We start from the raw sequence: 24,613 nt of genomic DNA, 5'->3' as shown, positions 1-24,613 counted from the left end.
AACGAAGCCCGAAATTAGGTCATCGAAAGGAAATTCCTGCATGCGTGTTCTTCTGGTTGGTTCTGGAGGGCGCGAGCACGCGCTAGCCACAGCCCTTGCCCGCTCTCCTTTGCTTGAAACGCTCTACGCAGCCCCAGGCAATCCCGGCATGGCCGAATCGGCACACTGTGTGGATATTCGCGCGGATGATATTGACGCGCTCGTTCAGTTCGCTCGTGAACAGAACATCGACCTGATCGTTCCAGGGCCTGAAGCCCCTTTAGTCGCCGGGCTTACCGATGCATGTGCCCAAGCGAACATTGCCTGTGCAGGCCCTTCTCAAGCAGCATCCGCGCTTGAGGGGAGCAAAGCCTTCACGAAAGAAGTCGCTGATGCAGCCGGGATTCCCACAGCACGCTGGCAGCGTTTTGACCATGATAAAGACGCAGCCCTGCGCTATATTCGCGAGCAAGGGGCCCCTATCGTCATTAAGGCTGATGGGCTTGCCGGCGGGAAAGGCGTGATCGTCGCCCAGACGGTGGAAGAAGCCGAACACGCCGTGCATCAGCTGGGTCTACCCTTAGTGATTGAAGAATGCCTCGTTGGGCGGGAAGTCTCTCTCTTTGCGTTCTGTGCCGATGATGACGCCGTGCTGATTGGTGCCGCGCGTGACCATAAACGCGTTGGCGATGGCGATACCGGCCCCAATACAGGCGGTATGGGCGCCATTTGCCCTCCTGCTGATTTTGATCGCGATGCCCAAGAAAAAGCACTCGACCTCACCGTTCGCCCCATGCTTGCCGAGATGAAACGCCGTGGCACGCCTTTCCGTGGTGTCATCTTCGCAGGCTTGATGCTTACGGAAGAAGGCCCAAAGCTGATTGAATATAATGTCCGCTTTGGAGACCCAGAGGCACAAGCGCTCCTCATTCGTCTTGAAAGTGATCTCCTGCCTATTTTAAAGAATTTAGCAGACGGAACACTGTCTCAAGAGGCGATTACTTTCTCCGAAAAACCGTCTATCGCGCTCGTCTTAGCGGCCAAGGGCTACCCAGATGCCCCCAAGAAAGGAGGCATTATTGAAGGGACAGAACGGCTTGAAACCCTCCCAGGAGTTCAGCTTTTCCATGCAGGAACAGCACTGAAAGACGGGAAGCTTATCGCCTCTGGTGGACGTGTCTTGACCGTCTGCGCCACTGGGAAAACCCCTGCGCAAGCACGCGCTCGTGCCTATGAAGCTGCCGCAACCATCCAATGGGATGATAAAATGCTCCGCAGCGATATTGGCGCTGTGTAAAGAGGATAGCGGTACGGCTGCCAGTTACGACCGCTGGTAGCCGCCTGATGGATCTATAGACACTATTTTTCACATAAGGACAGAGTGAGTGAGCACCGAAACAATCCCCGTCGTCATGGCGTTTGATGAGAAATATGCGACCTACGGATTTACGGTTTTACAGTCTATTCTAAACCGTTCGGATCGATCTTTTTCCTTCTTTGTCCTCTATGAGGAAATAGACCCAACACTTATTGATAAAGCTCATCAGCTTTTTGATACACGTCGTTCATCTATTCGTTTTGTTGATGTTAAGCCGTATTTCGAGAATACAGACCTTATCATCCCCATGTATTTTACACGGACGATTTATTATCGTCTCGCCATTCCTCGTATCTTTAAAGACCTCAACAAGGTTATTTACCTTGATTCAGACGTCGTCGTAAAAGACGATCTCGGCCGTTTGTTGGACGCTATGGATGATCAAAAGTCCCTCGGCGTTGTGCATGACACACTCCGCAAGACCTCACGCGTCAATAACACTAACGCTCCCCCAGATTGTGGCGGGCAACCACAAGAAGAGTACGAGCGAACCAATCTCGGCCTTTCAAACCCTGATCACTATTTTCAGTCTGGCGTGCTGGTGTACAATATTCCACGCATTAACGATGAAAAAGTCACTCAGTGTTTTCAAAAACTCCAAACACCGCATTGGCTGCCTGACCAAGATATTCTTAACGCAGTATTCTACGGAGAAACGCATTTTCTTGATGAACGCTGGAACATGGTCAGCACCCCCTCTGATTGGGGGCCTAACCTTGCCAATTCGCCTTTTCTGCCCAAACAATGGGCTGAAGACTACGGAAAAGCCTTCAACAACCCCGCTATTATCCATTTCCCAGGTGACCCAAAACCATGGCTAGGCGGGCCTCCACGGCCTTATATGGAACATTTTGATGCCACCCTTGCCCATGTGCGCGCCGCCCTCATCCACGCGTCACCAGCCGCGAAGATAACAACAGCAGCAAGCGTCCCACACTCAGCACAGTTTCCATCTGAGCCCATTACAGTCGTTGTGGCGTTTGATTCCAATTATGCACGCTATGGCTTTACCGTTTTACGCTCTGTTCTCAACACAGCGCCACTCGACCAACCTTTTGCGTTCTTTGTTCTCCATGAAGGGCTCAATGAACATGCTTTAGATATTGGTCGGAAGCTTTTCACAACAGACCGCTCATCTATTACTTTTATGGATGTTAGCGATGAATTCTCAGCCCTCGACCTCCCGACGCGCTGGCATTTTGCCCGCCAGACCTATTACCGGCTGCGCATCCCCTCTCTTTTCCCTGATCACCGCTACGTCATCTACCTCGATTCTGATGTAATCGTACGTCGCGATCTTTCTCTTCTTCTCAAAGAGATGGATGACAGCAAAGCCATCGGAGCAGTGCGTGATGTTCTTCGCATGTCCGTACGCCATATGCGCCATCGCTCACCTCATGAGTGCCGTGGCCCTCATGGTGAAGATTTTGGTAATATGGAGGAACTTGACTATCAAAAGGTTGCTCTTGGGTTAGAAAGACCCGAAGATTATTTCCAAGCAGGCGTCATGATCTTCAATGTGCCGCGCATTACGGATGCACAGATGGAGCAATGTCTGTCCATGATCCCGCAAAATTTGTGGATGCAAGACCAAGACATTCTCAACGCCGTCTTCAAAGACACTCTTTGTCTTTTTGACGAACATTGGAATGTCCTCTGTGGGAATGAGGCTCTCTCCTTAGCGCGTGATCTGCCAGAGCCGTGGAAAAAGCGTTACTTTGAGACCCGCCAAGACCCCCATATTATTCATTATGGGGGCGGTCTCAAACCATGGATTGATCCTGATGGGGATTATGCCAGCGCGTTCACGCAGGTTTTCGACCAAGTCAATACCGCTATCCGTAAGCTGACAAAGTTTTAGGATAGAACGTCCAGAAGCTCTGACAGCCGGTCTATGCGATAGTCCGGCGTCAGAATGCTCGCAATGGCTTCCTCTGTGCTATGGCCATAACTTGCCCAGCACGAAGCAATCCCTGTATTGCGAGAAAAACCAAGATCAGCCGTTGTATCTCCAACCATCAGAAAATCGGAAATAGGCACATTGGGGAAAAGCGGACGCACACGCTCAGTCAGCACCTCTTTTTGAGGTTTGCGTGGCTTATCGTCCTCTGCCCCCATAAAGGCTGTCAGGTATTTTTTAAGGTCAAAGCGCTCCAAGCTCGGCCCAAGCGTTGGGGCATGTTTGTTGCTCAGCACAACAAGCTGATGACCACGTTTCACCAGAGCGTCTAAGACCTCATGAACACCGTCATATAGGTGTGTTTCTTCCAAGTCAGCTTGGATATAATGCTTACGATATGCCGCAGCAAAAGCCAGCCCCTCTTCTGCTGTGCTCCCAGAGACCATTGCCTGATAAAACTCTTTAAGCGTTCCACCACGCCCAAGCTGACGCCCCAATGTTTCAGGCGATGGCGGCGTAAGCCCTTGGTCGGCAAAAGCCTCACTCAAACTCCTTAAAATAGCAGGACGTGTTTCGGCCAACGTGCCATCATAATCAAGTAACAGAACAGGGAAGCGGGGCATAAACCGTCTTTCTTATGGGGTAATCACAGCATGAAGGCGCCGCATAAGGCTTTCTTCATCTAGGGCCGTCGGCACGCTCGCAGCGTAGCGACCTTGAGGGCTCATCACAACAAAAGAAGGCGCTGGGATATAATAGCCATCTTCTTTCGTCAAAGGCGCATGATACAGGTCCGTCATCGCTTCAATCATGCTCTGACTTGCATAAGCTGGCACGGTATGAGGCGCATTGTTCATCACATAATCTTGCAGATCATCCGTATTGGGGGCCGTTGCATCCAGCGATACCACCAAAGGTGACACAGAATGGCCTTCCTGATGCAGACGGGCTGCCACGCTATCGAGGCGCTTCAGCGCTGGCATACAGCGTTGAGCAGGGCAGCGCGGATCAACAAACCAGACAATCAGCCAAGAACCACGGAACTCCCCTTCTGTCACAATAGACCCACCCATTGAGGCGACACGGAAATTCCCACCAACAGGATTGCCCTCTGCGCTCACCAAAGCACCACGCCCTGCATGAGAGGCCCAATAGAAGCCGCCATAGCCCAATAGGCTGCCCAACACAAAGCACGCCGCCACCACAACGCCAAAACGTCGAAGCCGCCGCCGCTCTGGTGAAAGAGGTTGTTTGTTTTTAGTGCGCATCTGACCAGCTTTGTCCTATTCCTGTTTCAACCGACAATGCCACATCCAGCGTGGCAGCCTGTTCCATTTCCTGCTGCACAAGTGCGGCAAGCTTTTCTGCATCTTCATCAGCAACGTCAAAAAGAAGCTCATCATGTACTTGCAGCATCATACGGGCCTGAAGACCACTCTGTGGTAAGACCTGCGCAAGGCGCACCATCGCTTTCTTGATGATATCCGCAGCCCCTCCTTGAAGCGGGGCATTAATCGCTTGGCGCTCGGCATAAGAACGACGTGCTGCCTGCTTTGCCTTAATTTCAGGCACATAACAACGGCGCCCAAACGGCGTCAGCACATAGCCTTGGTCTCGTGCTTCTTCTTTCACGCCTTCCATATAGGCCAAAATTCCGGGATAGCGCTCAAAATAAGCCTCAATATAGCGCTTCGCCTCCGATTGTGGCACTTGCAACTGACGCGCAAGCCCATAAGCGGAAATACCGTAAATAATACCGAAATTAATGGCCTTCGCCCGGCGACGCGTGAGCGCGTCCATCCCTTCCAACGGCACACCAAACACTTCAGACGCGGTGCGTGCATGAATATCCTGCCCTAAGCGAAACGCTTCCAAGAGCGGTTCAATCTGAGCCACATGCGCTAAGAGACGTAGTTCAATTTGGCTATAATCGGCGGAAACGATCTTCCGCCCCTTCGCCGCTTTAAACGCCTGACGAATACGCGCGCCCTCCTCTGTGCGGATCGGAATATTCTGCAAATTCGGCTCATTGGACGAGAGACGCCCCGTCGTCGTCACCGCCATTTGGAACGTCGTGTGGATACGGTGCGTCTTAGTATCCATCAACTTCACCAGCGCATCCGCATAGGTTGATTTCAGCTTGGCCAGCTGACGCCAGTTGAGAATACGCGTGGGCAGATCATGGCCCTTCTCTGCCAACCCGTCCAATACGCTGGAATCCGTGCCCCATGCGCCGGTTTTGGTGCGCTTCCCACCGGGGAGGCCCATCTCGTCAAACAAGATTTCACCCAACTGCTTGGGCGAACCAATATTAAACTCTCGCCCTGCGCGATCATAAATCGCACTTTCCATCTCGCGCATACGCCGGGCAAAATCGTCCGACAGACGGCGCAATTCCTCAGCATCAACGCCAATGCCCACCTCTTCCATATCCGCCAGAACAGATATAAGAGGGCGTTCCATCTCCTCATACAACGCCACGGCCTGTTGATGCGGCAATGATGCCCGCAGAACCTGCCAAAGCCGCAACGTCACATCGGCATCTTCCGCCGCATACGCCGTTGCGCGCTCAAGGGTAACATGCGTAAAAGCGATACGATTGCGCCCTTTCCCTGTCACCTCGTCATAGGTGATCGGCGTATGACCAAGATGACGCCGGGAAAGCTCGTCCATCCCTTGCCCATGCGCACCAGCCGATTGCACGTAGGAAAGCAACATCGTGTCATCAACAGGGGCAATCTCTCGCAATCCTGCTTGGCGAAAAATCGTGAGGTCATATTTCGCGTTTTGAAAGATTTTGAGGACGCTCTCATCCTTCATTAAGGGCGCGAGCGTCTCTAACACAGCCTTTACATCAAGCTGCTGACCAACGGGGGCCTCCAACGTGCCTTCATGACAGAGGGGGATATAACAGGCCTTCCCCGCTTCTGTTGCTAACGAAATACCCACTAGCTCGGCTGTTCGGGCATTCAGCCCCGTTGTCTCGGTATCCACCGCAACAGCCCCTGCCTTACGAGCCGCCGCAATCCAACTTTCCAGCGCTTCAGTCGTCATAACCGTCTCATAAGGCCCAAACGCCGCTTGCGGTGCAGAAGCGACGTCTTCCTCCACATTATCTTGCGAAGGTTCAGCCGCTGGGTGGCGCGCTTTACGGGTAAAGCCCATGCGCTGCAAAATGGAGCCGAACCCCATACTTTCCAGCCAATGACGCAGGCTTTCCCCCTCCGTTGGATGAACATGCAACTCCTCAACAGGACGCGGCACCGCCACTTGGTCAGCCAACAACACAAGCTGTTTGGAAATACGCGCTAAATCCGCATATTCAATCAAATTTTCACGGCGTTTGGACTTCTTCATCGACGGCGCTGCGTCTAAAATCGCTTCCAGACTGCCATATTCCTGCACTAGCTGTGCCGCGCCTTTTGGGCCAATCCCCGGCACGCCGGGCACGTTATCCGTTGCGTCGCCCATCAAAGCTTGCACATCCACCACTTGAGCCGGTGAGACGCCAAACTTCTTCTCAACCTCGGCTTCCCCAATGGGTTTCTGCTTCAACGGGTCTTTGAGCATGACACCGGGGCGCACAAGCTGCATCAAATCCTTGTCAGATGAGATGATCGTGCATGTTCCCCCTTGCTCCACCGTCAAGCGCGCATAAGTCGCCAGAAGGTCGTCTGCCTCCCATCCCGGTAACTCTATGGCTGGCACTCCGAACGCTTCCGTTGCTTTACGGATCAGATCAAATTGCGGACGCAGATCTTCCGGTGGCGGTGGACGATGCGCCTTATAGTCAGGGTAAATATCGTTACGAAACGTCTTACGCGCCGCGTCAAAAATAACAGCGATCGGCTGGCCTTCATGGTCTTTTAGCAGGCGCGAAAGCATGTTGGTAAAGCCGTACACCGCATTAACAGGCACCCCGTCGGGGCTGCTCATCGCAGGGATGGCGTAGAATGCTCTAAAGATAAATCCAGACCCATCCACTAAGACCAGATGCTTTGTCTCTGACGCCACGCACTTCCCCCATTTGGCTTTCTCAGCCTATACTCATCAATAATGCTGCCATGATAAGCGACTTCCCAATGGTTTCAAAACGCCTTTCTTCACTTCGTCATTTTTTGCGTTTATTCCCCCTCTACGCCGCGGCCAGTTGCGCACACGTACCGCCCCCATCGCATTTCCGCCATACGGCCCAAGAGGCCGCGCTCATCCCCGCAGACACCCACCTGACAATGAGTGATGGGGCCTCTATCCCCCTCCGTTTTTACCCTTCACCTGCACCTCAGAAACCATGCGCCGTCATTCTCGCGTTCCATGGCTTTGGCGATAGTCGTGACGCGTGGGAAAGCATGGCGCCGGCTTTTAACGCCCAGAATATCCTCATCATCGCTCCCGATGCGCGCGGTTTTGGCCAAGCCCTCGCCCCTCATCAGTGGAGCAGTACCCCGCGTATGATCGCTGATGCGAAAGAAGAACTCGCTTGGGTGCAGCAACACTGGCCTCATACCCCGCTCTATCTCATGGGCGAAAGCATGGGTGGGGCAACAGCTTTGCTCCTAGCGGCCCAGCCCAGTACGCCCTCTTCCGTCAAAACGATCCTGCTCGCCCCTGCCACGGTCGATATTGGCCAGCCCTTACAAACGATTCTGGATGGTTGGACGCTTCTCACCCCCAATAAACGCCTCACAGGGGCGCATATCCCCGGCCATCGCCGCATTGCTACCGACAATCTCGCCGCTCTCCGCCGAATGTTCTTTGATCCTCTCACCCAACACGGCACCACGGTTGAGGCGCTTGATGGCCTGACACATCTCATGACACACGCGCTGAATGACGCGCCGTCTGTGCGCACGCCCGTGCTGCTGATTTACGGGAGTAATGACCAGTTCGTCCCACCCTTTGCCACACGCTCCCTGCTCCAGCGCCTCCCCTCAACAGTACGCTTTGATTCCATTGATGGCGCGCACCATCTCCTCACACGCGACAAACGAGGCGTAAGCGATGATATTTTGGCATGGATGAACAACCCTGAAGCGTTTCTCCCCTCTGGTGGAGACTTCGCCGCCACGCAATGGCGTTGGCTCTACGAAACGCAATGACGCCCCCTTATGCAAGGGGCTCTTCATCCTCCGACGCATCAAATGACCGCCCCAAATCATATGGAAGCCCTCCATGGTTTGAGCTTTCTTCGGGCTGTTCCAGCGTTTCCACCCGCTTCAAGTTGCGTTCAACAGCGCGCGTTCTCCGCCCGGCTTCTTCCACCGTGCGTCGTGCGGTATCAAGCTGTTTGCCCAACTTTTCCCAAACCTGTCCATATTTCCCAAACTCAGCCTTCGCCGCACCCAGCACATGCCATACTTCACTTGATCGTTTCTCAATCGCGAGGGTGCGAAACCCAATTTGCAAGCTGCTCAATAAAGCCGACAACGTCGTAGGCCCCTGCACAATAACACGATGATCCTTTTGCAATTGACGGATCAGACCTGGCCTCCGAATGACCTCCGCAAAAAGCCCTTCTGTTGGGAGATACATAATAGCAAAGTCTGTGGAATAAGGCGGGTGCACATAATGCTCACAAATTTTCTTCGCCTGTGCCTTCACCTCGCGTTCTAATGCTTTGCCTTCCCGTTCTGTTGCCTCAACATCGCCACTCTCCTGAGCATTAAGAAGACGGTCATAATCCTCGTAAGGGAACTTTGCGTCTATCGGGAGCCAAACCGGCTGATCATCATGCTCTTTCCCCGGCAGTCTAACAGCATATTCAACAACCTCTGTGCTAGACGGAGGTATATGCACATTGCTTTGATATTGCTCACCCGTCAGCATATCCTCAAGCAACATCCCGAGCTGCACTTCTCCCCAGCCACCGCGCGACTTTACATTACTTAAAACACGCTTGAGGTCTCCCACCCCCGTCGCGATCGACTGCATCTCACCCAGCCCTTTATGAACCTGCTCTAGGCGGTCACTCACCAGCCGAAAGGATTCACCGAGGCGCTTTTCGAGAGTGCCCTGCAGTTTTTCTTCCACCGTCGCGCGCATCCGCTCAAGTTTTTCCGCATTATCACGCTGCAAATTGGTCAACGACCCTGACACGGTCTCACGGAGCTTCTCCTGCGCCGTCGCGTTCACCTCAATCAGCGAGCTCACCTTGTCAGTGACCTCCTTCAGAGAAAAACGCACGTCATCAAAGCCCTTCTCTTGCCCTGCCAGCAAGCGATCAGACAGACCTTGCACCGCCTCGTTCATCTCTTTAAGACGCGACGTTTGCGCACTGGAAAAGCTTTCCACATGACGTTGTAAGGCCTCTTCTAAATGCCTTCGCCCTTCCATCGCCTCCCGTCGCATAGCAGAAAGCTGCTCCGCTTGAAATTTTCCCAACTCCCCAAAAGATGTCTGCGTTTTTTGATACTGATCCTGCAAAACGCTGCGCACATCCTCCCGCGCAAAACGTCCTTCTTCACGCAAAGCAGTGGGAAGCTGTTCGATAGAAGCCAAATATCGTGCATCGAGCGGTGAAGATGTTGTTTTACGCAGCGATAGAAACACATTCACGATGAGAAGAATAATCACGACAATTAATAAAATGAATTCTATACCCACCGTTTACACTCCATACGTATTTCCTGCGCTTTATAAGAGTATAACATTTTCTCAAGGCACTTATTCATAACAGCAGCAGTTTTTCTCACAGAAGGGCTGGTCAAATCCCCCCCAACACGATAAAAGAGCGCCCATGGACTCGTAGCTCAGCTGGATAGAGCGCTGCCCTCCGAAGGCAGAGGTCGCGCGTTCGAATCGCGCCGGGTCCACCATCGATTCCCCCCAGTTTTCTGTCATTGTTCACTTTTAAGTATAGGGCCATCCCGCAGAAAATTGACCCAATTTTAACCCAAGCCATGACGCTATGCCAGTCAGATCGGGTTGAGAGATCACTCTGATGGGAAACAGATTACTACCTACGTCCGTCCTGGAAAAACTCAATCACCGTTTGAAAAACCATAAAGGCTACCACCTCCGAGGCCGTCATTCCATTGAAGTGCGCTTCAGCTCACATAGGCAGAGAGTGTCCAAAACCTTCTCAGCAAGCATTGATATATTAGACAACCTTGAAACCGCCATTCAATGGCACCGTGACAAGGAAGCTTCTCTACATCTGATACCTTCCTCCGAACCACTAGCCCCTTCTCCTTTTAAGGATTGGTTCGTGGTGAACCTGTTGGAAGCCTTTCAGGAACATCATAGAAATACCGGTAAAACCAGTTATAACAGTCACACCTGCACATTGCTCAATCAAGTCGGCAAGCTCCCATCCCTCTCCTGCCTCTTAACCGAGAGGAAAGCAGCCGATGTGCGCACCTTTCGTGAAGCGATAAAGAATATCCCGTTAAAAGGTGCCACAATCAATAAGCGGCTTAGCCTAATCGAAACCGCTATCAATTTCCTTAATCGTGAGCATGACACTGATCTAATCAACTACGCCTCTTCCCGTTATATCAGCAGCATTGAATATGCCGACAAACGCCGCAGCCGTCGTGTTAGTGATGAAGAGCTGCCCCTTATCCTCCATCATTTCAAAGGCCCGACGACTAGAAATGCCGCCGCTCTGATCCTCTTCTGTTTTCATCAAGGCACGCGCCGTTCAGAAGCGTTCAACATGATATGGGACAATATCAATCTTGCCAAAAGCTATACTGGCCATAAGGATGAACGATCTCTGGTTCGTTCCTCTCATGCCAGCCCCAGGAAAATTCATGAAACCGTGCAACAATTACAGGCACAAGATAGCCGGACCGGAAGCACAACAGGGGCCGTCTTTTTCCGATATTGCAATACTTGACCATAATCGGAAGGAGAAAACTGACCTTATGAAAGTGATTGATGACATCAAGAATGATAAAAAATCAAAATCCATTCTTGTAAATTTTTCTCTTCTCTCTTTGAGAACCTATAATTTGTAAATTACATTTTCTTTTCATATAATGATCTTCTTTTTCATGTACGGTCTTCCGTAACTTTATACCAGCGGTCTGATTTGTTGCACAAATCAGAGCTGACCAGGAGGGATACTCCCCCGTCCCCCCTAAACATGAAGAATAGCATAAAAGAATTATCAAGACGAAGCAGCACCATGGGCATACGCATCATGCCCGCACAAGCCCGACAATGGAGGGTGGCGTCTCTCAGTAACAGACCATAAAATCTTCCAGCTGGCTGAAGACCCTGGCCAATCGGGCCGCCAGAACCGACGGGGCAGGTGGAGAGCTGGGTAAGAAACTTGCCGCATTGCACAGGGAGCTGGAACAGATCCGCAATAACCTGAACCAACTCACCCATTACAGCTACCAGCAGAGCCAGATACAGGATGTGGAAGCCTGTTTGAGGGAGGTGCGACAGACAGCCCGAAACGCTCATATTACGCTGTAAAAACTAATCCGGACATCCCAAACGTCACGGACAGGAACACTCGCCCGTAATCATCAATAGTGACGCCCTCAGAACAGCTTCCGGCCCCGGCGGGCTGCTGCATCATCTGCTCGGCGAGCCTGACGATAACGAGACCATCCGGCTTACGTCCGGCTCCCGTTACAAGAACGCCCCTCCCCCCACCAGCGAGAGGAAAGGGCCAACCACAGGAAAGCGGCTGATCGACTATTCCTAGAAAACACTTCATCAAGGCAACCGGGCGGCCAACGCTTCAAAAGAACTGCTGAACCTGTTCAACCAAGCACCGGAGGCGCGGGAGAACGACCCTATCCAGCTTCTGCAGGACACATTGGTTCAGTTTGTGGAGCTGGAGATAAGCAACGCAGAAAGGCTGACGAGTCCAGAAGAAGCCCTCTTACGGAGCAGGTCAGAAAGCTCCGGCAGCCCGTCACAGAAAAGACGTCATTGATTGCAAGGGCGCGGCTGAAACAGGAGCTTGATCCAGCCTATTTTGCCGATCTTCTACCTCGGAATGAGGTCAGGGAGCCTGTATCAGGCAATACCGTTTACCAGGCCATACTGATACACCGCTATTACGATCTTTGACAGAGAAGGGCCTGTCGATCAGCATAAAACGCTTATTGAGCGGGCCAGGCACACGGCATAGATTGGAGTCGAGGTAGACCATCTCCGCATCAGACTGAAAAACGTAGAGCAGTTCAGGGATTATGGGGACCGTATGACCTGCCTCCCTGACCCCATCCAACCTGCCACGGCACTGGGAATCGTGCTTTCAGCCGTTACCAAGAGATGGACAGCTATTGAATTGACCGGCTCGCAAGAATTCAAGGATGAGATTGCTACATATGCTAGGATAAATAGCATCGCATATAACCATAAATTATCGGAGAGTACAAGGAGACAGCTAGATATGATTATAAAAGAAGAGGAATAGCATTCCAAAAAGGGCAAAAGAGCAAACCTACCCAATTCACAAAATTAAAACCATACATTCACGATGTCATAATAAAAATAATCAATGAATAACACTATATTAATAGTAAGCTATTTAGCCGCTTTGTTAAGTATCTGCGTAAGTTCAGGATCTATTTTTTCATCCGCAAAACTAGCAAGAATTCGGATAAATACTTTTTTTTCAGAATTTATACCTATACTACGCTTCAACATATTAAATAATACTGGAATAATATAGTCTTTTGCTGAACACATCTCTATCGCTTTCAAAGTCACCGATTGTTTTCTTACAGCCTCCTTAGTTTTCTCGACAGAATCGGACCCAAATTTATTTCTCATAGACTCGTACAAAGAGAATATTCTTTCTTCGACTTTTTCCCGGCAGTAATTATTATTATCTAATAGTCTGTGACATCCATAACTCACAGTCGGTTCTCCAGAAAAAGATAGATCATATGCCACAGCATAGCATACAAACAACTCTTTCAGAATATCTTCATTATCCTTTACCCAGCGTTCGATATTTATATCCGTATCCGTATCTTTCTTACCAAGAGTTAGAGCAACTCCATCAATACTAGACTGACTGACCAAGTAATTTTCTACACAATATCGTTTTAGTTTATAGAGATGTTTAAGCCTTTCTTTTCTTTTTTGAAGAACTATATCAAAATCAGAATCTATTATATATAAGCGTTTACGACTATTATTGGTTTGGTCACATCTACATGCTTCCAATACCATATCTCGCCCTCCTAACGGATTAATACTGCCAATCTTCAAATTAATATTTGGCGCATAGCGCTGCAATAACAAAAGCCAGAAGCGGCGTTGACTCTTATCTTCTACAAAAATTTCCAGTTCATTACTATGAGCTTTAAGTTCACCAAGACCTTGCGCAGCCCTCGCAGGGTACATAGTTCTTGTACTCACTTATTTAGCCCCGGCGAAAGATCAACACATTTTTCTGTTCTATCTAAAATTATGGAAGGGGCATGAGTGGCCGCAATAAACTGCGTATCATTATCAGCACATTTCTCAACCATAAGATCTATAAAACGTTCTTGCCATTCTACATGAAGAGAGAGCTCAGGTTCATCAATAATAAAAATGTTTGATTCTACTATATTTTTATTGAAATGGAAATGAACAAATATCAACAAAATCTGTATCTCTCCCGATGAAAGTAATTTTATATCATTTTCATCCTCGCAATCATTTATTTTAAAAATAATATCTCCGACATTATTGAAATGTATTTCTTTTCCACTATCACTAAAGAAGTAATTGACATCTTTTTCAAATTTCTGCAATTCTGAAAATATATTGTTTGTATCTTCAGAATATTTCGAAATAAGATTTGAGATAGAATCAATTTTATATATAAGATTTTTGTTAAACTCCCACCTCAACGCAACCTCTGCTCTATTCCTATCTTTTGGGCTTTTCCCAGTAGATAGCCCATGCTTCTTAGAAAGACCGCTTTGTATACTTTCCACGAACTTAAAAAGTGGTTCGGTTTTTGTTCTTATCTTTTCTGCATCGACCCCCAAAAGTCCAGGCAACCTGCTCAAGTTATCCTTCGCCTTCTTGATTTTTTCAAAATCATTTTCATTTGGCTCACTTAGTTTCCCAGAAAAATCTGACGGGGTCAAATCAATGAGGTCCAAAACCAAATCTTGTCGGAATTTTTTATCAAGTTCTTCTTTTCTTCTTTGAGCGCTTCGATACTGTACAGAAGCAAAAGGAAGGGCGTCATCAAGCCCTTGAGACAAGGGTATAGAAAACACATTCCTACGTTTAGGTCTTCCCAAAAGATTACGATATCCATAACGCCTGACAGAGTCCTCACCTGTATTTAAAATTCGTCTATTTAAACCAAGATACATAGGCGTCGGAAGCTGCTTGATAAACGACATAATCGGATGATGAGCATGCTGTAAAAGTTGCTCATCATAAAAACTACTTTCAGCTCCTTTTCCATCCCGAAAAGAAGCAAAATCATTCCATTCAAAAGCGTTTATCTGCAACACTTCTTCTTTATTTCCCTTTTTAAAGAGCAAAGCTCCATCTTCTATCTTCTGAGAACATAATGTTGTCATCTTTCCTTCATGCTTGATACATATGGACACTAAACTGTAATTTTGAGTCGCTAAAAAATCAAACTTTAACATAAGCAATGAAACAATAAAGTTCAAAACTGTAGTTTTACCTGTTCCATTTATACCAACAACAAAAGTTATATCTTCGTGGAAATTAACTTCTATATCTGACTGACCATTGATATTAGATCCGTTGAATTTAACAATCTTCATTTGTATTTCCTTATCAATAATTCTATTAATGGATATAATAAGTATATTATCATTTTCAAAATAAAATTTATTATGTTTACGTATTATTTTAATAATCAATCCCTATAATTATTCCTCTTGGTACCGTGGCCAGTGCTTTTTTATCTCCAACACCTTCAGGAAAAATAGGAGAAGCCATTCGGAGTCTTTGGCTTTGGAGAGGACTCAGTAGTTGGGGGTGTTGGTGATAGTAGAGCGTTTGTCTATTTTGACCTACTGGCAGTCCATGATCCACTCAAGGGCGGACTTGCCATTGACCTGATATTTATAGGCTTCCAACGTGATGCCTGTGATCTCGATATGATCGTTATAGATCAGATGAGTTTTGTCGGGGATGCATTTGCCATCCTTGTTGCGGATTTTAGCAAAGGCTATCTTCTCGACACGATAGAGCTGTTTCTCTGTGAGGCCCGCCTTGTTTTTGATATGCTGGTGAAATAGGGCTCTACCGCCTCATAGCGCAGATGGAGCCCAGAAAGCTCTCGCCCCGCTTTGGAGAAAGCCCGGAAGTCTTCTTCCTTCTTCACGCAAGGGATGGGGGGAGTTCTTTGGAGAGGCTGGCAGCATAACGGCTGCGATAATCTGAAGCATGAAGCAGGCTATAGATGTAATAAAAACATCCTCCTCCGTAAAGCGCGCCTCTGGTTATGCTTTACGGAAATACGCGATCTCCTCTGGGTTATGGCACTTTTTCGTTCATAAGCAGGAATAGCTTGATTGGAACCTGCCTGCTGGAACATATCACCATCAGGATGCTGTGTTTCTATGGGTTCATATCGGTAGAGCGGGAAGCACTGCGTATAATGAATCAACTCTGGGTCAGGCAAAAGTCTGTCATTAAACATGAAAAATTTACATTATCCGGGGCAACGCAAATCACCCGATTTTCAGCCCGCGCATGGCAGAATACCTTGGGAAGCACCAATTCTCAACGGCATTTTCACACTACACCATGGAAGGGAGCCGCCAAAACAACTGCTCCCACCCCGACTTACTCATGGCCCTTTCTGTTGAACAGACATACGCGGGAATTACAGAGCATAACGATTATTTCCTGTCCGTGTCAAAACCCCTAATGAAACGCGTCCCATCAGATCGCGCGTGGTCGTGGCGGATGAGACCCCTGTGATGAAGCGATAATTACGAGCACTAAGCCCACCTTGGAAACCGTCAGGGCCCTCCGCCAGCATTCTTAGTACAACCTTCTCCTGCCGTTCATTAAGCTACCCACTCAAACGGTCCAAAAGACGGGTCTTCTCAATAAGAAAGTAGACATGCTGCGATGTCCGAGACTACGCCTTCAATACAATATGAGCAAACTACATCATCCAATCGTCTATCTAATTGGTCTCACTGGCCCGGTTCAGTTCGATATAATATGCTTTTTTGTGTCGGCTGATCGTTGCAGCGGGTACCGTCAATGTAGGAGCTATAAAATTAAACTAAGCAACAAACTCCGCCATCTCTGAAGGAACGGCAACAAATGGCGGTGCTTCGAAATGAATATGGGGATCATACACGGGACCGGAGACAATCTGCATAGCCTCACCATGTATCATGAGCCTCTTCGTAACAGTATCTAATTTATTGCCTATATTTGTCAATATTTGAGTTTTTAATCTAATACCAATATCATATTTTCTTACATTCTCCCAAAAATATTGCTAGACTTTAGCACGCTCTTCTCTCGTCTGTTCTGGATTCTTTAACTATGGGTCATTATGAAGAAAAAAACCAACTACAGCGCTTATACCATTTCCCAAATTATAAGAATTATTACCTTTAGGGAATTGCATATATACTTCACAAAAAACGTAATGTCTTCATGAAGTACTTCCATATGATATGTTAATTTAACTATTTTGACTAAAATACCATATTTCAATACTTTAAACTGTATAAAAATACGTTTTTTATAAATATTAATGCATTGAGCTTGTTCAATGGCTTCTTGGGATCAAGATCTAGAAACCTTCTTAAAGAGTCCATAAGTGAGAATATAAATGATTCTAATATCAATAGCTAATGGAAATTATATCTCATGTTCTGCATATATAGTCTTTAATCATTATACAGTAGGAACACTCTCAACTAAACAACCGCCAATTGAGAGCATCCTGCGAATATCAACGCTGATACACATCCTGTAAGCGTACGATATCATCCTCTCCAAGATAAGGACCGGATTGCACCTCGATTAGCACAAGCGGAATACGACCCGGATTTTCAAGGCGATGGATGCATCCTAACGGCAAGTAAATACTCTCATTTTCACGCACGAGCACATTTTCATCATCTCGTGTCACAAGAGCGGTGCCTTCTACAACGACCCAATGTTCTGCACGGTGAAAATGTTTTTGTAATGAAAGCTTTTCCCCAGGGCTCACCTGAATGCGCTTAACCTGAAAGCGCTCTCCTTTATTGAGGCTTTCATAGAAACCCCACGGACGGTACATGCGCACATGCTGCTCTGCTTCAGGGCACCCCTCTTTTTTGAGACGTTCAACCATCTTTTTAACATCTTGTGCTCGGTCTCGATGAGAGACCATCACAGCATCACGTGTTACGACGATAATAAGATCGTCCACACCTGTAACCGTTGTGACGGCTCCTTCTGAATGCACGTAACAATTATGGACATGATCTAGAAAGACATTTCCATGCGCTGCATTACCATCACTATCTTTAGTGGTAAGCTCCCACACGGCATCCCAACTTCCCACATCCATCCACTCAAAAGAAGCAGGCACTACAGCAGCACGCGTGGTTTTTTCCGCAACAGCATAATCAACCGAAATTGATGGAGCGCGACCAAAAGCTTCTTCATCCAGTCTCACAAAACCAAGGTCTGATCCACTAGAAGACAGAGAACTTTTAACGGCATGGTAGATATCAGGAGCAAGCAATAAAAGCTCCTCCAGAAAAACACGAGCACGAGCAATGAACATGCCCGAATTCCACAAATAATGCCCGTCTTTAAGAAAATGCTTTGCAGTTTCTGCATCAGGTTTTTCTAAAAACCGTGCAATCTGATAGACATTATCCGTATTTTCTACAGAAGAACCTTGCTCTATATAACCGTAACCTGTCTCCGGTCGATTAGGCTGCATGCCAAACGTTACGATATAATCACGCTCGGCTGCTTGCTTGGCCTGAGAAAGAGCTGTCGCCAATGCATCAAGATTCCCAATGGCAGCATCAGCAGGCATAAACCATAAAACAGCATCTGGGTCTTTATCAGCTTGCCAAAAAGCTGCTGCCGCCATCGCAGCAGCAGAGTTTCGAGCAACTGGCTCTAAAATAATACTGGCATCTTCAACGGCGAGTTGCCTTAGCTGCTCCGCTGCAATAAAACGATGATCCCTATTGGCCACGACAATAGGTGGTGCTGTGATTCCCATCCGTTGCGCACGTTGCACTGTTTCCTGAAAGGGGGTTCCCTCTGACAAAATCGGACAAAACTGCTTCGGGTATGCCTTGCGCGACACGGGCCAAAGCCGACTTCCAGAACCACCAGACAGGATAACAGGTACCACCATACACATAAACTCGCCGTTTTCTAAAAACCACAACTATGCCATTTAGCACTCTCTTACATATTTGATAACAACCTCAATAATATGCATTCCCTGAGTGAATTATCACACATCATTTCACTTTGAAAGTTTCTTTTCCCACCATGAGATTGTTGTTAATTTCTGCAAATTATCTACCGATAACTTTCTATGATGAATAAAAATTACAAATAATGAACCTATGAGATCTTTCAATATCAAGAAATGTTCTTTCTTATCTAGGCTCATAAAGAATAAACCTCTTCCCTTATATATATATAAGCACACAGGATATATTTTTGTTCCTACATTCCAGTCCTCAAACGAAAAAATATAATGCCTTTTATGGTTCGCTCTATAATATTCCCTTGAGAAAAAGTTTCTGAAAATCCTAATCAATACCATCATCGTTCTTACTATAGGTCTCTTTTCAAAAAAATTATTGTCACATTCTAAATCTAAATTTTCCACGTCCGGAATATGTTTATATTTTCTCAGGTTAAAATCTTTTATTCTCTTATAAGAAACAAAAAACTCTCTTATTGACTTTATACCCATTCTTGCATTCAGATAATCGTAAAGCACGATAGAGTTAATTATACCTCTATATTCTCGGAAAATACCCTTCCAGGGGATACGTCTAGTATTTAAATACGCGCAAATGAAGGCATTACGCCGATCATAAAAATGGTGCCACGGCTGTGAATATGAACTTAAATCTGGATGAGAAACTTCAATACCCGGCCACATTAAGGTCGGATACCCCTCTCGAGAAAGGCGAAGACCAAATTCTAAATCATCTCCCCTAATAAAGAGAGGAAGCGGAAGACCAGTTTTTTTTATCGCTACTTTAGGAAAGCAAAAGCTCCACCACCCACAAAAATCTACTGGGGCATATTCAACCATAGAGCCGTATAGACGCTCATTAGTGTCTGGGACAAAAGAATATGAACAACATTTCGATGAATTAAACTTATGTCCAAATGATAAAATACTTTTTTTATCACTTAAACTTGTCATTCCACCCCCTATACAATAATTAGGATGTAAATAAGAAATAATAGAATGAAGACGCTGAAAAAAGATTTCATCAATTTCGACATCATCATCCATTAGTTGGATATGAGTAGTCTCAATATCTTTCAATGCTTCTATAATTCCTCGAGAAAAACCTCCAGCTCCACCAAAATTTTCTTGATCAAAAATTAAAATCTTTTTCTGACCCGAAAAATTATCTTTTGAAATTTTTATTTTATTATCCCCTTGGTTAATAATTATAATAGAATGCAAAAAATTTATTTGTTTTTTAAGCTTTGCTAATAAAGCCATCACACTATCAGGACGATTAAAAGTACATATAACTACTGATATCTTTGGTTCCAAAATAACAGAAGAAAATGTCGACCAAAAAAAACTATGCTCTTTTTTAAATGGGGTTAATAAACTACAGGAAAGACGATCCCCCAAATCATCAATAGAACCCAGATGAATTATGTGCTTACCTGGTGTTAAATTATATTTTCTTTCACAAAAAATAGTATTGTTTTTATACTGAGTTAAAAGAATTGAGCCTGTTTCTTCCACCGTAACGGATAGGATCAATTCTTTTAAAGCAGTATAACGCCTCCATAATTCAACAAAAAAGTCTCCCACTAATGTAGAAGTATCTTTGCCGGGTATAGCGCTATGAATTAATTTCATCATAAACTCATTTTATGGTTCAAAACTCCTAGAGAGTTTTTCCCAAAAAGTTTTACTAATCATCTCCTCATAAGAATTAGACCATTCAAAATGACAGTCGTACACATTTTTGCGATATCTTCTAAGTATCTTTGCCATTTTCTTAGAAAGAAGCATATGCTTCTTCTCATCATACGCATAACTATGATACGCTACTTTTTGAGGGTCGTAATACGCCCAACTTCTTCCCGGATGTATCTCCCGCCAATTAATGTCATTTCTACTATTAAAGAGAGTTAGTTGTCTTTTCCGACGAGAAAGGGTGGATAACGGCCGCAAACTTTGTTTCAAAACAGGAGCATTTCTTCTTCTATCTTGATAGAACCTATATACTGTAGAAAAAAGAATATTTTTTTTATTCTTCTGATTATTCCAAGGAACAATAAACTTATCAGTCGTCCCAGGAGGAGTTGGAATACTACCCAAAGGAAGCTCTAAAGAAAATTTATAATTCTCATTATTCTCTTTATACAAATTCATAATACTTGCATGTAAATTCGAAGCATCACTTTCCAAAAAAACACTCGGGCCTTTCAAGAAATCTTCAATCGCTTGGATTAACAAAGCTGCAGAACCATAGTGATAGATTCGAATGAAACCATTAAATCTTTTCTGAAGATGATGAGCAACATTCTCCATTAATTTACCAATTCGTTTGCGCAAGGCATCTGAATTATCCGTGTAGTCTTCCGCTAAGATCTTTCGATAAAGAATCTCAGTATGACAAGCCATTCTCACTAATTCATTTCTGATGTTATAATAAGCAAACCAGCCCTCAGGTTTTGCATAGTAAGGCTCATGCCAAACTGCTACCCCAGGCATAGATAATATTTCACCGCCCTGCATAGTCAGGCGAACACCATACTCCACGTCATCCAGGTGGACAAAACAAGGCAAAGGCATGCCAAAATTTTTGAAGCCTTCTAATGTACCGCCAAACAACCACCATCCATTAAAATTAAGAGGATGGTTTCTCATGAGCTCATCTTTAGCTGCAATATCTCCTAAATAGCTTGGAGGTAGTCGTCCATAAGGCCGTTCAAAACGATCTGGAATCCAATGTGCCCCCCCATCTGCCAAACGCACAGGATCATATACATCCAACTGAGCTCCGCCTAAAAATACATTAGCATCTTCACTCAAGGAAAAAAGATTAAGAAGCCTTTTTATAGATATAATGTCTATATCGGCATCATCATCGAGCATAGTAATATGCGTGCATCTATCCTCTTTGATTGCTTCTAATATACCTCGCCCAAAACCTCCGGCCCCACCAACATTTCTTTGAGGAATCACTCTAACATTATCAGGCCAATCTGATCTTTTCCTAAATGTTTGTGCATTATCAATTATGTTAATCACATAATCTTCATAATTTCCATCAAGCACCGAAATAAGGCTATCAATATTATTAGATAGTTGCTTTTCTCTCTTATACGTACAAATAGCAAAACAGGGTTTTACATTTTTTAATCTTACATTAAAAACCCCCCAAGTAACTGACTTAATCAATAAATCTTTCTGTGATTTCTTCTTTTCTAGGGAAGTAATGCTAAAGTACCATCTCCCTAAATGAGCTTCAGATCCTATAATATCAAAATCGATCTTAACTTCTTTAAAAGAATCTTCGCTATCTGTACTTATTTTTATCCTTTTATATTCCAAGTTAACGCCATCTTGCGTCCTGTGAAACAAAACAATCCGACACTTTCCTTTCACTTCAAGCATCAAATACATATGAGCATTAGGAACAATGCGATTAAATTCACGTTCATAAAACGAAGACATAAATCCATCAAAGACGATAGTCTCTTGGCCTTCAACAGCTATATAACCGTCCTCGCTCCTCCCAGGGTAAGGCTCACTTGTATATAATGCTTTGCAACGATCACTATAATCCAAATTAACGGGGAAAAAAGGAAACTCTTCCACGAGATCACCACCATCGCTTCCAGAAAATGTCTCTATTTTTTTTTCCATTATCTTACCCCGTCCTGTAGAGATTTTACTCTCCCATAATATGAAAAAGAAAGAAAAGATAGTCTGTTTGAAAAATTATCTTTCTAAAGCAACGTATCTCTTTTCGCCTATATCCCCACCAGAAGACACTATACATTACACAAGAAAATGCACACATAAAACATAAAAATATATGAATAAATAATTACTACATATTTTCTTTATACTTATCTTCAATCCTCTGAAAAGCTCTATTAATAATTTGGAAAAGTAGTTTCGAGCCATTCCCATGATCTGGATGGAAAAAACGCAAATATTGCCGTCTTTTTTCTCGAATAATGTTAAAATCTGCCGTCCGTGAGACACCCAGAACATCGTAAGGATTCAACATATCTGGAGTAAATTGACGCTGTCCTTGATGATGGAACCGTCTCAATTCCTCTTTTAAACGAAAAATTTCGGATCGTAGCGTATTAATTTCTAATGCTTTATCCTCTTTCGCAATATCAACGGCTTCTTGGGCGGTCTTTGCTGTAATAGGCGAATAAAAATGCCTAAAAGCATAATCATATGGGCGGAAACCCTGCTCTACATAGATATCCAAAAACCCCATATCATTCTGACTATTATCAAGGACAGCCAGCCATATGTCTTCTCTCTCCAAAACGACATAACGCCGTGTCTGCTCAGTCATCTGATGTCCTTTTATACAATGAAGCAGCCCATCACTGTCTTCACATCATTATAATCCTTGATCAATCCTGCCAAGATGCCCGCTTTTTAAAGGTACAATAGCCAATCAGCCGTTAACAGCAGCCATATCCTCCGCTTCTCCTCCCTTTAGAAAGATAAGCGCAAGCGCTGCAATATCAAAAAGATAAAGGCACGCCAGTAGGCTAATCGTTACACTAAAACCAATATGCTCGGCTAAAATACCGATGATGACTGGCCCAAAGCCACCAACCATTCGCCCTGCATTAAACAGCACTGTCTGAGCTGTTGCACGTACAGCGCGTGGATAAAGCGTGCTGATCAAGGCGCCATAGCCGCCAATCATCCCATTAACGAAGAAACCCATCACGGCGCCACCGATTAACAAGGTAAGAGGCGAATGAAGCATTGCATAGACAACGACCATGACAGCTGCCCCCACCATCCAGAGACGGAATGCCCGTTTCTGGCCCATACGATCCGCAACATAACCAAAGACCATCATACCAGCGATCATCCCCAGTATTGTCACTGCCGTCCACAGTCCTGAACGTGTCGTGCTATAGCCTAACGTGCTGTTCAAATAATTGGGCAACCAAATCATCACCCCATAATAACCAAAGTTCTGAATAGCACAGATCAGGAACACACCAAGCGTTGTGCAGCATCGTTTTTTATCAGCAAAAAAAGCGTGCAGAACGGCCTTTGTCCCTTCCCCAGAAGAGTTATCATCTCTCACAGGTTCAACCATGCCATTACGTAAGCCATAGGCTACAAGAGCTGGGACAGCACCGAGAGCAAACAGGCCCCGCCAACCAACGAGAGGAAGAAGCAAAGGCGTTAACAGCGCCGCAGCCAAGACGCCTAGCTGCCATCCTAACCCAACATAAGACGATGCGCGCGTACGATACGCCGCAGGCCAGCTCTCAGCGACAAGCGCCATCCCTATTCCGAACTCTCCCCCGAGCCCAATACCAGTAATCACGCGATAACAAAGTAAGTCCCAATACCCATAGGCAAGAGCACTCAGCCCTGATGCCATAGCGAAGAGTAAAATACTCCAAGCGAGCACCCTTACACGTCCGAGACGATCAGAAAGCGCCCCGAAGAAAACTCCTCCGATAACCGTCCCCAGCAATGTAGCAGTTACGAGAGATGCTGTTTGTACAGGAAGAAGGTGCAGATCCTGAGATAAAACAGGAATCATAAACCCCATAATCAATAGGTCGAACCCATCCATCATATAACCGACAGCAGAACCAAAAACGGCTTGCCATCGTTGTGCGCGGGAAGAGCGAAATGATGATGTCACCGACTGAGCATCACAAGGCATAAAGGCACGTTCCTTCACATGAGATCGCTTGCTTCTACCCTGTTTTTACAAAAAAGAAAAAACACTGCCGCTTAACCAGACCAATATTGCGATTTATGCAATGAATAATCCTATAGGTCAGCTTATTGAGACCCTCTTCAAGATAGTATGGCTGAGCGCTCCTGTGAAACATCGTGCTTTCTAGGTTTTGTTGACAAATGATGGCATCCAGATTTTCATGGCAGCGATGTTGAGAAAGGCGAGGAAGGATTTTCGTGTTTTGTCATACCGTGTGGCGATACGACGAAATTGCTTTAGTTTATT

Annotated in this window: 19 protein-coding genes, 1 tRNA gene and 2 pseudogenes; 6 read left to right on the top strand and 16 right to left on the bottom strand. The window is 46.0% G+C overall.

What is annotated here, in order from left to right:
* The first annotated feature begins 40 nt into the window (after window positions 1–40).
* Together purD and F457_RS0100120 are read left to right on the top strand one after the other, a co-directional pair.
* Window positions 41–1,276: a phosphoribosylamine--glycine ligase gene (purD, locus tag F457_RS0100125; RefSeq protein ID WP_018979090.1), complete on the top strand. Its 1,236-nt coding sequence runs from the start codon at window positions 41–43 to the stop codon at window positions 1,274–1,276.
* Between the two features lie 88 nt (window positions 1,277–1,364).
* Window positions 1,365–3,218, top strand: a complete 1,854-nt coding sequence (locus F457_RS0100120) for a glycosyltransferase family 8 protein (protein WP_018979089.1) — start codon at window positions 1,365–1,367, stop codon at window positions 3,216–3,218.
* On the opposite strand, the gene F457_RS0100115 is transcribed toward F457_RS0100120, so the two are convergent.
* Genes F457_RS0100115 through polA form a run of 3 tightly spaced genes read right to left on the bottom strand, consistent with a single transcriptional unit; the run spans window position 3,215 to window position 7,271 of the window.
* On the bottom strand, window positions 3,215–3,880 hold the full coding sequence (locus F457_RS0100115) for an HAD family hydrolase (RefSeq protein ID WP_018979088.1): 666 nt from the start codon (window positions 3,878–3,880) through the stop codon (window positions 3,215–3,217). The two genes, F457_RS0100120 and F457_RS0100115, sit on opposite strands and share 4 nt — an antisense overlap.
* Window positions 3,881–3,892: 12 nt before the next feature.
* Entirely contained in the window at window positions 3,893–4,525 is a 633-nt protein-coding gene (locus F457_RS0100110) for an SCO family protein (RefSeq protein ID WP_018979087.1), read from the bottom strand.
* Window positions 4,515–7,271, bottom strand: coding sequence for a DNA polymerase I (gene polA / locus F457_RS0100105; protein ID WP_018979086.1), 2,757 nt, complete (start codon window positions 7,269–7,271; stop codon window positions 4,515–4,517). Before polA ends, F457_RS0100110 begins: the two co-directional genes overlap by 11 nt.
* Window positions 7,272–7,339: 68 nt before the next feature.
* On the opposite strand from polA, the gene F457_RS0100100 reads away from it, so the two are divergent.
* Window positions 7,340–8,356, top strand: coding sequence for an alpha/beta fold hydrolase (locus tag F457_RS0100100; RefSeq protein ID WP_018979085.1), 1,017 nt, complete (start codon window positions 7,340–7,342; stop codon window positions 8,354–8,356).
* A 7-nt stretch (window positions 8,357–8,363) separates the two neighbouring features.
* Here the strand turns inward: F457_RS0100100 and F457_RS0100095 are convergent, their stop codons facing one another.
* A complete protein-coding gene (locus F457_RS0100095) occupies window positions 8,364–9,860 on the bottom strand; it encodes a DNA recombination protein RmuC (protein ID WP_018979084.1) in 1,497 nt (498 codons plus the stop codon).
* 135 nt (window positions 9,861–9,995) lie between these two features.
* Between F457_RS0100095 and F457_RS0100090 the strand changes: the two genes are divergently transcribed.
* Both F457_RS0100090 and F457_RS0100085 read left to right on the top strand, forming a co-directional pair.
* Window positions 9,996–10,072: transfer RNA gene (locus F457_RS0100090), tRNA-Arg, on the top strand.
* 251 nt (window positions 10,073–10,323) lie between these two features.
* Window positions 10,324–11,097, top strand: coding sequence for a site-specific integrase (locus tag F457_RS0100085; RefSeq protein WP_018979083.1), 774 nt, complete (start codon window positions 10,324–10,326; stop codon window positions 11,095–11,097).
* Between the two features lie 155 nt (window positions 11,098–11,252).
* Here F457_RS0100085 and F457_RS0100075 read toward each other — a convergent pair whose 3' ends face one another.
* Window positions 11,253–11,672, bottom strand: a complete 420-nt coding sequence (locus tag F457_RS0100075; protein ID WP_018979081.1) for a hypothetical protein — start codon at window positions 11,670–11,672, stop codon at window positions 11,253–11,255.
* A 679-nt stretch (window positions 11,673–12,351) separates the two neighbouring features.
* On the opposite strand from F457_RS0100075, the gene F457_RS14345 reads away from it, so the two are divergent.
* The gene (locus F457_RS14345) at window positions 12,352–12,639 is read left to right on the top strand and encodes an LPD7 domain-containing protein (RefSeq protein WP_408735138.1); all 288 of its coding nucleotides are present in this window, start codon (window positions 12,352–12,354) and stop codon (window positions 12,637–12,639) included.
* Between the two features lie 110 nt (window positions 12,640–12,749).
* On the opposite strand, the gene F457_RS0100060 is transcribed toward F457_RS14345, so the two are convergent.
* The 11 genes and pseudogenes from F457_RS0100060 to F457_RS14170 form a co-directional block, all read right to left on the bottom strand.
* Window positions 12,750–13,592 carry a DUF4435 domain-containing protein gene (locus F457_RS0100060; protein WP_156809292.1) on the bottom strand — a complete coding sequence of 281 codons (843 nt, stop codon included), beginning with the start codon at window positions 13,590–13,592 and terminating at the stop codon, window positions 12,750–12,752.
* The gene (locus tag F457_RS0100055; protein ID WP_156809291.1) at window positions 13,589–14,974 is read right to left on the bottom strand and encodes an AAA family ATPase; all 1,386 of its coding nucleotides are present in this window, start codon (window positions 14,972–14,974) and stop codon (window positions 13,589–13,591) included. Before F457_RS0100055 ends, F457_RS0100060 begins: the two co-directional genes overlap by 4 nt.
* A gap of 252 nt (window positions 14,975–15,226) precedes the next feature.
* Window positions 15,227–15,439 carry a type ISP restriction/modification enzyme gene (locus tag F457_RS14340; RefSeq protein WP_169584099.1) on the bottom strand — a complete coding sequence of 71 codons (213 nt, stop codon included), beginning with the start codon at window positions 15,437–15,439 and terminating at the stop codon, window positions 15,227–15,229.
* Window positions 15,385–15,620: pseudogene (locus F457_RS14335) on the bottom strand (type ISP restriction/modification enzyme). The gene F457_RS14340 and the pseudogene F457_RS14335 overlap by 55 nt, the downstream one beginning before the upstream one ends.
* 424 nt (window positions 15,621–16,044) lie before the next feature.
* Entirely contained in the window at window positions 16,045–16,203 is a 159-nt protein-coding gene (locus F457_RS14050; RefSeq protein WP_018979075.1) for a hypothetical protein, read from the bottom strand.
* Window positions 16,204–17,139: 936 nt separating this feature from the next.
* Window positions 17,140–18,558, bottom strand: coding sequence for a mannose-1-phosphate guanylyltransferase/mannose-6-phosphate isomerase (locus F457_RS0100035; protein WP_018979073.1), 1,419 nt, complete (start codon window positions 18,556–18,558; stop codon window positions 17,140–17,142).
* A 108-nt stretch (window positions 18,559–18,666) separates the two neighbouring features.
* A complete protein-coding gene (locus F457_RS0100030; RefSeq protein ID WP_083912677.1) occupies window positions 18,667–20,271 on the bottom strand; it encodes a glycosyltransferase family 2 protein in 1,605 nt (534 codons plus the stop codon).
* 9 nt (window positions 20,272–20,280) lie between these two features.
* Entirely contained in the window at window positions 20,281–22,287 is a 2,007-nt protein-coding gene (locus F457_RS0100025) for a glycosyltransferase (protein WP_018979071.1), read from the bottom strand.
* A 187-nt stretch (window positions 22,288–22,474) separates the two neighbouring features.
* Window positions 22,475–22,960, bottom strand: coding sequence for a J domain-containing protein (locus F457_RS0100020; protein ID WP_018979070.1), 486 nt, complete (start codon window positions 22,958–22,960; stop codon window positions 22,475–22,477).
* Between the two features lie 105 nt (window positions 22,961–23,065).
* On the bottom strand, window positions 23,066–24,310 hold the full coding sequence (locus F457_RS0100015; RefSeq protein ID WP_018979069.1) for an MFS transporter: 1,245 nt from the start codon (window positions 24,308–24,310) through the stop codon (window positions 23,066–23,068).
* A gap of 180 nt (window positions 24,311–24,490) precedes the next feature.
* Window positions 24,491–24,613, bottom strand: a pseudogene (locus tag F457_RS14170) (IS5/IS1182 family transposase); the annotation flags it as partial.

Source organism: Saccharibacter floricola DSM 15669 (assembly GCF_000378165.1).
In the GTDB taxonomy this organism is placed as follows: Bacteria; Pseudomonadota; Alphaproteobacteria; order Acetobacterales; family Acetobacteraceae; genus Saccharibacter; species Saccharibacter floricola.
The sequence above is the reverse complement of the archived record's forward strand: the minus strand, read 5'-3'. Positions and strand labels throughout refer to the sequence as shown.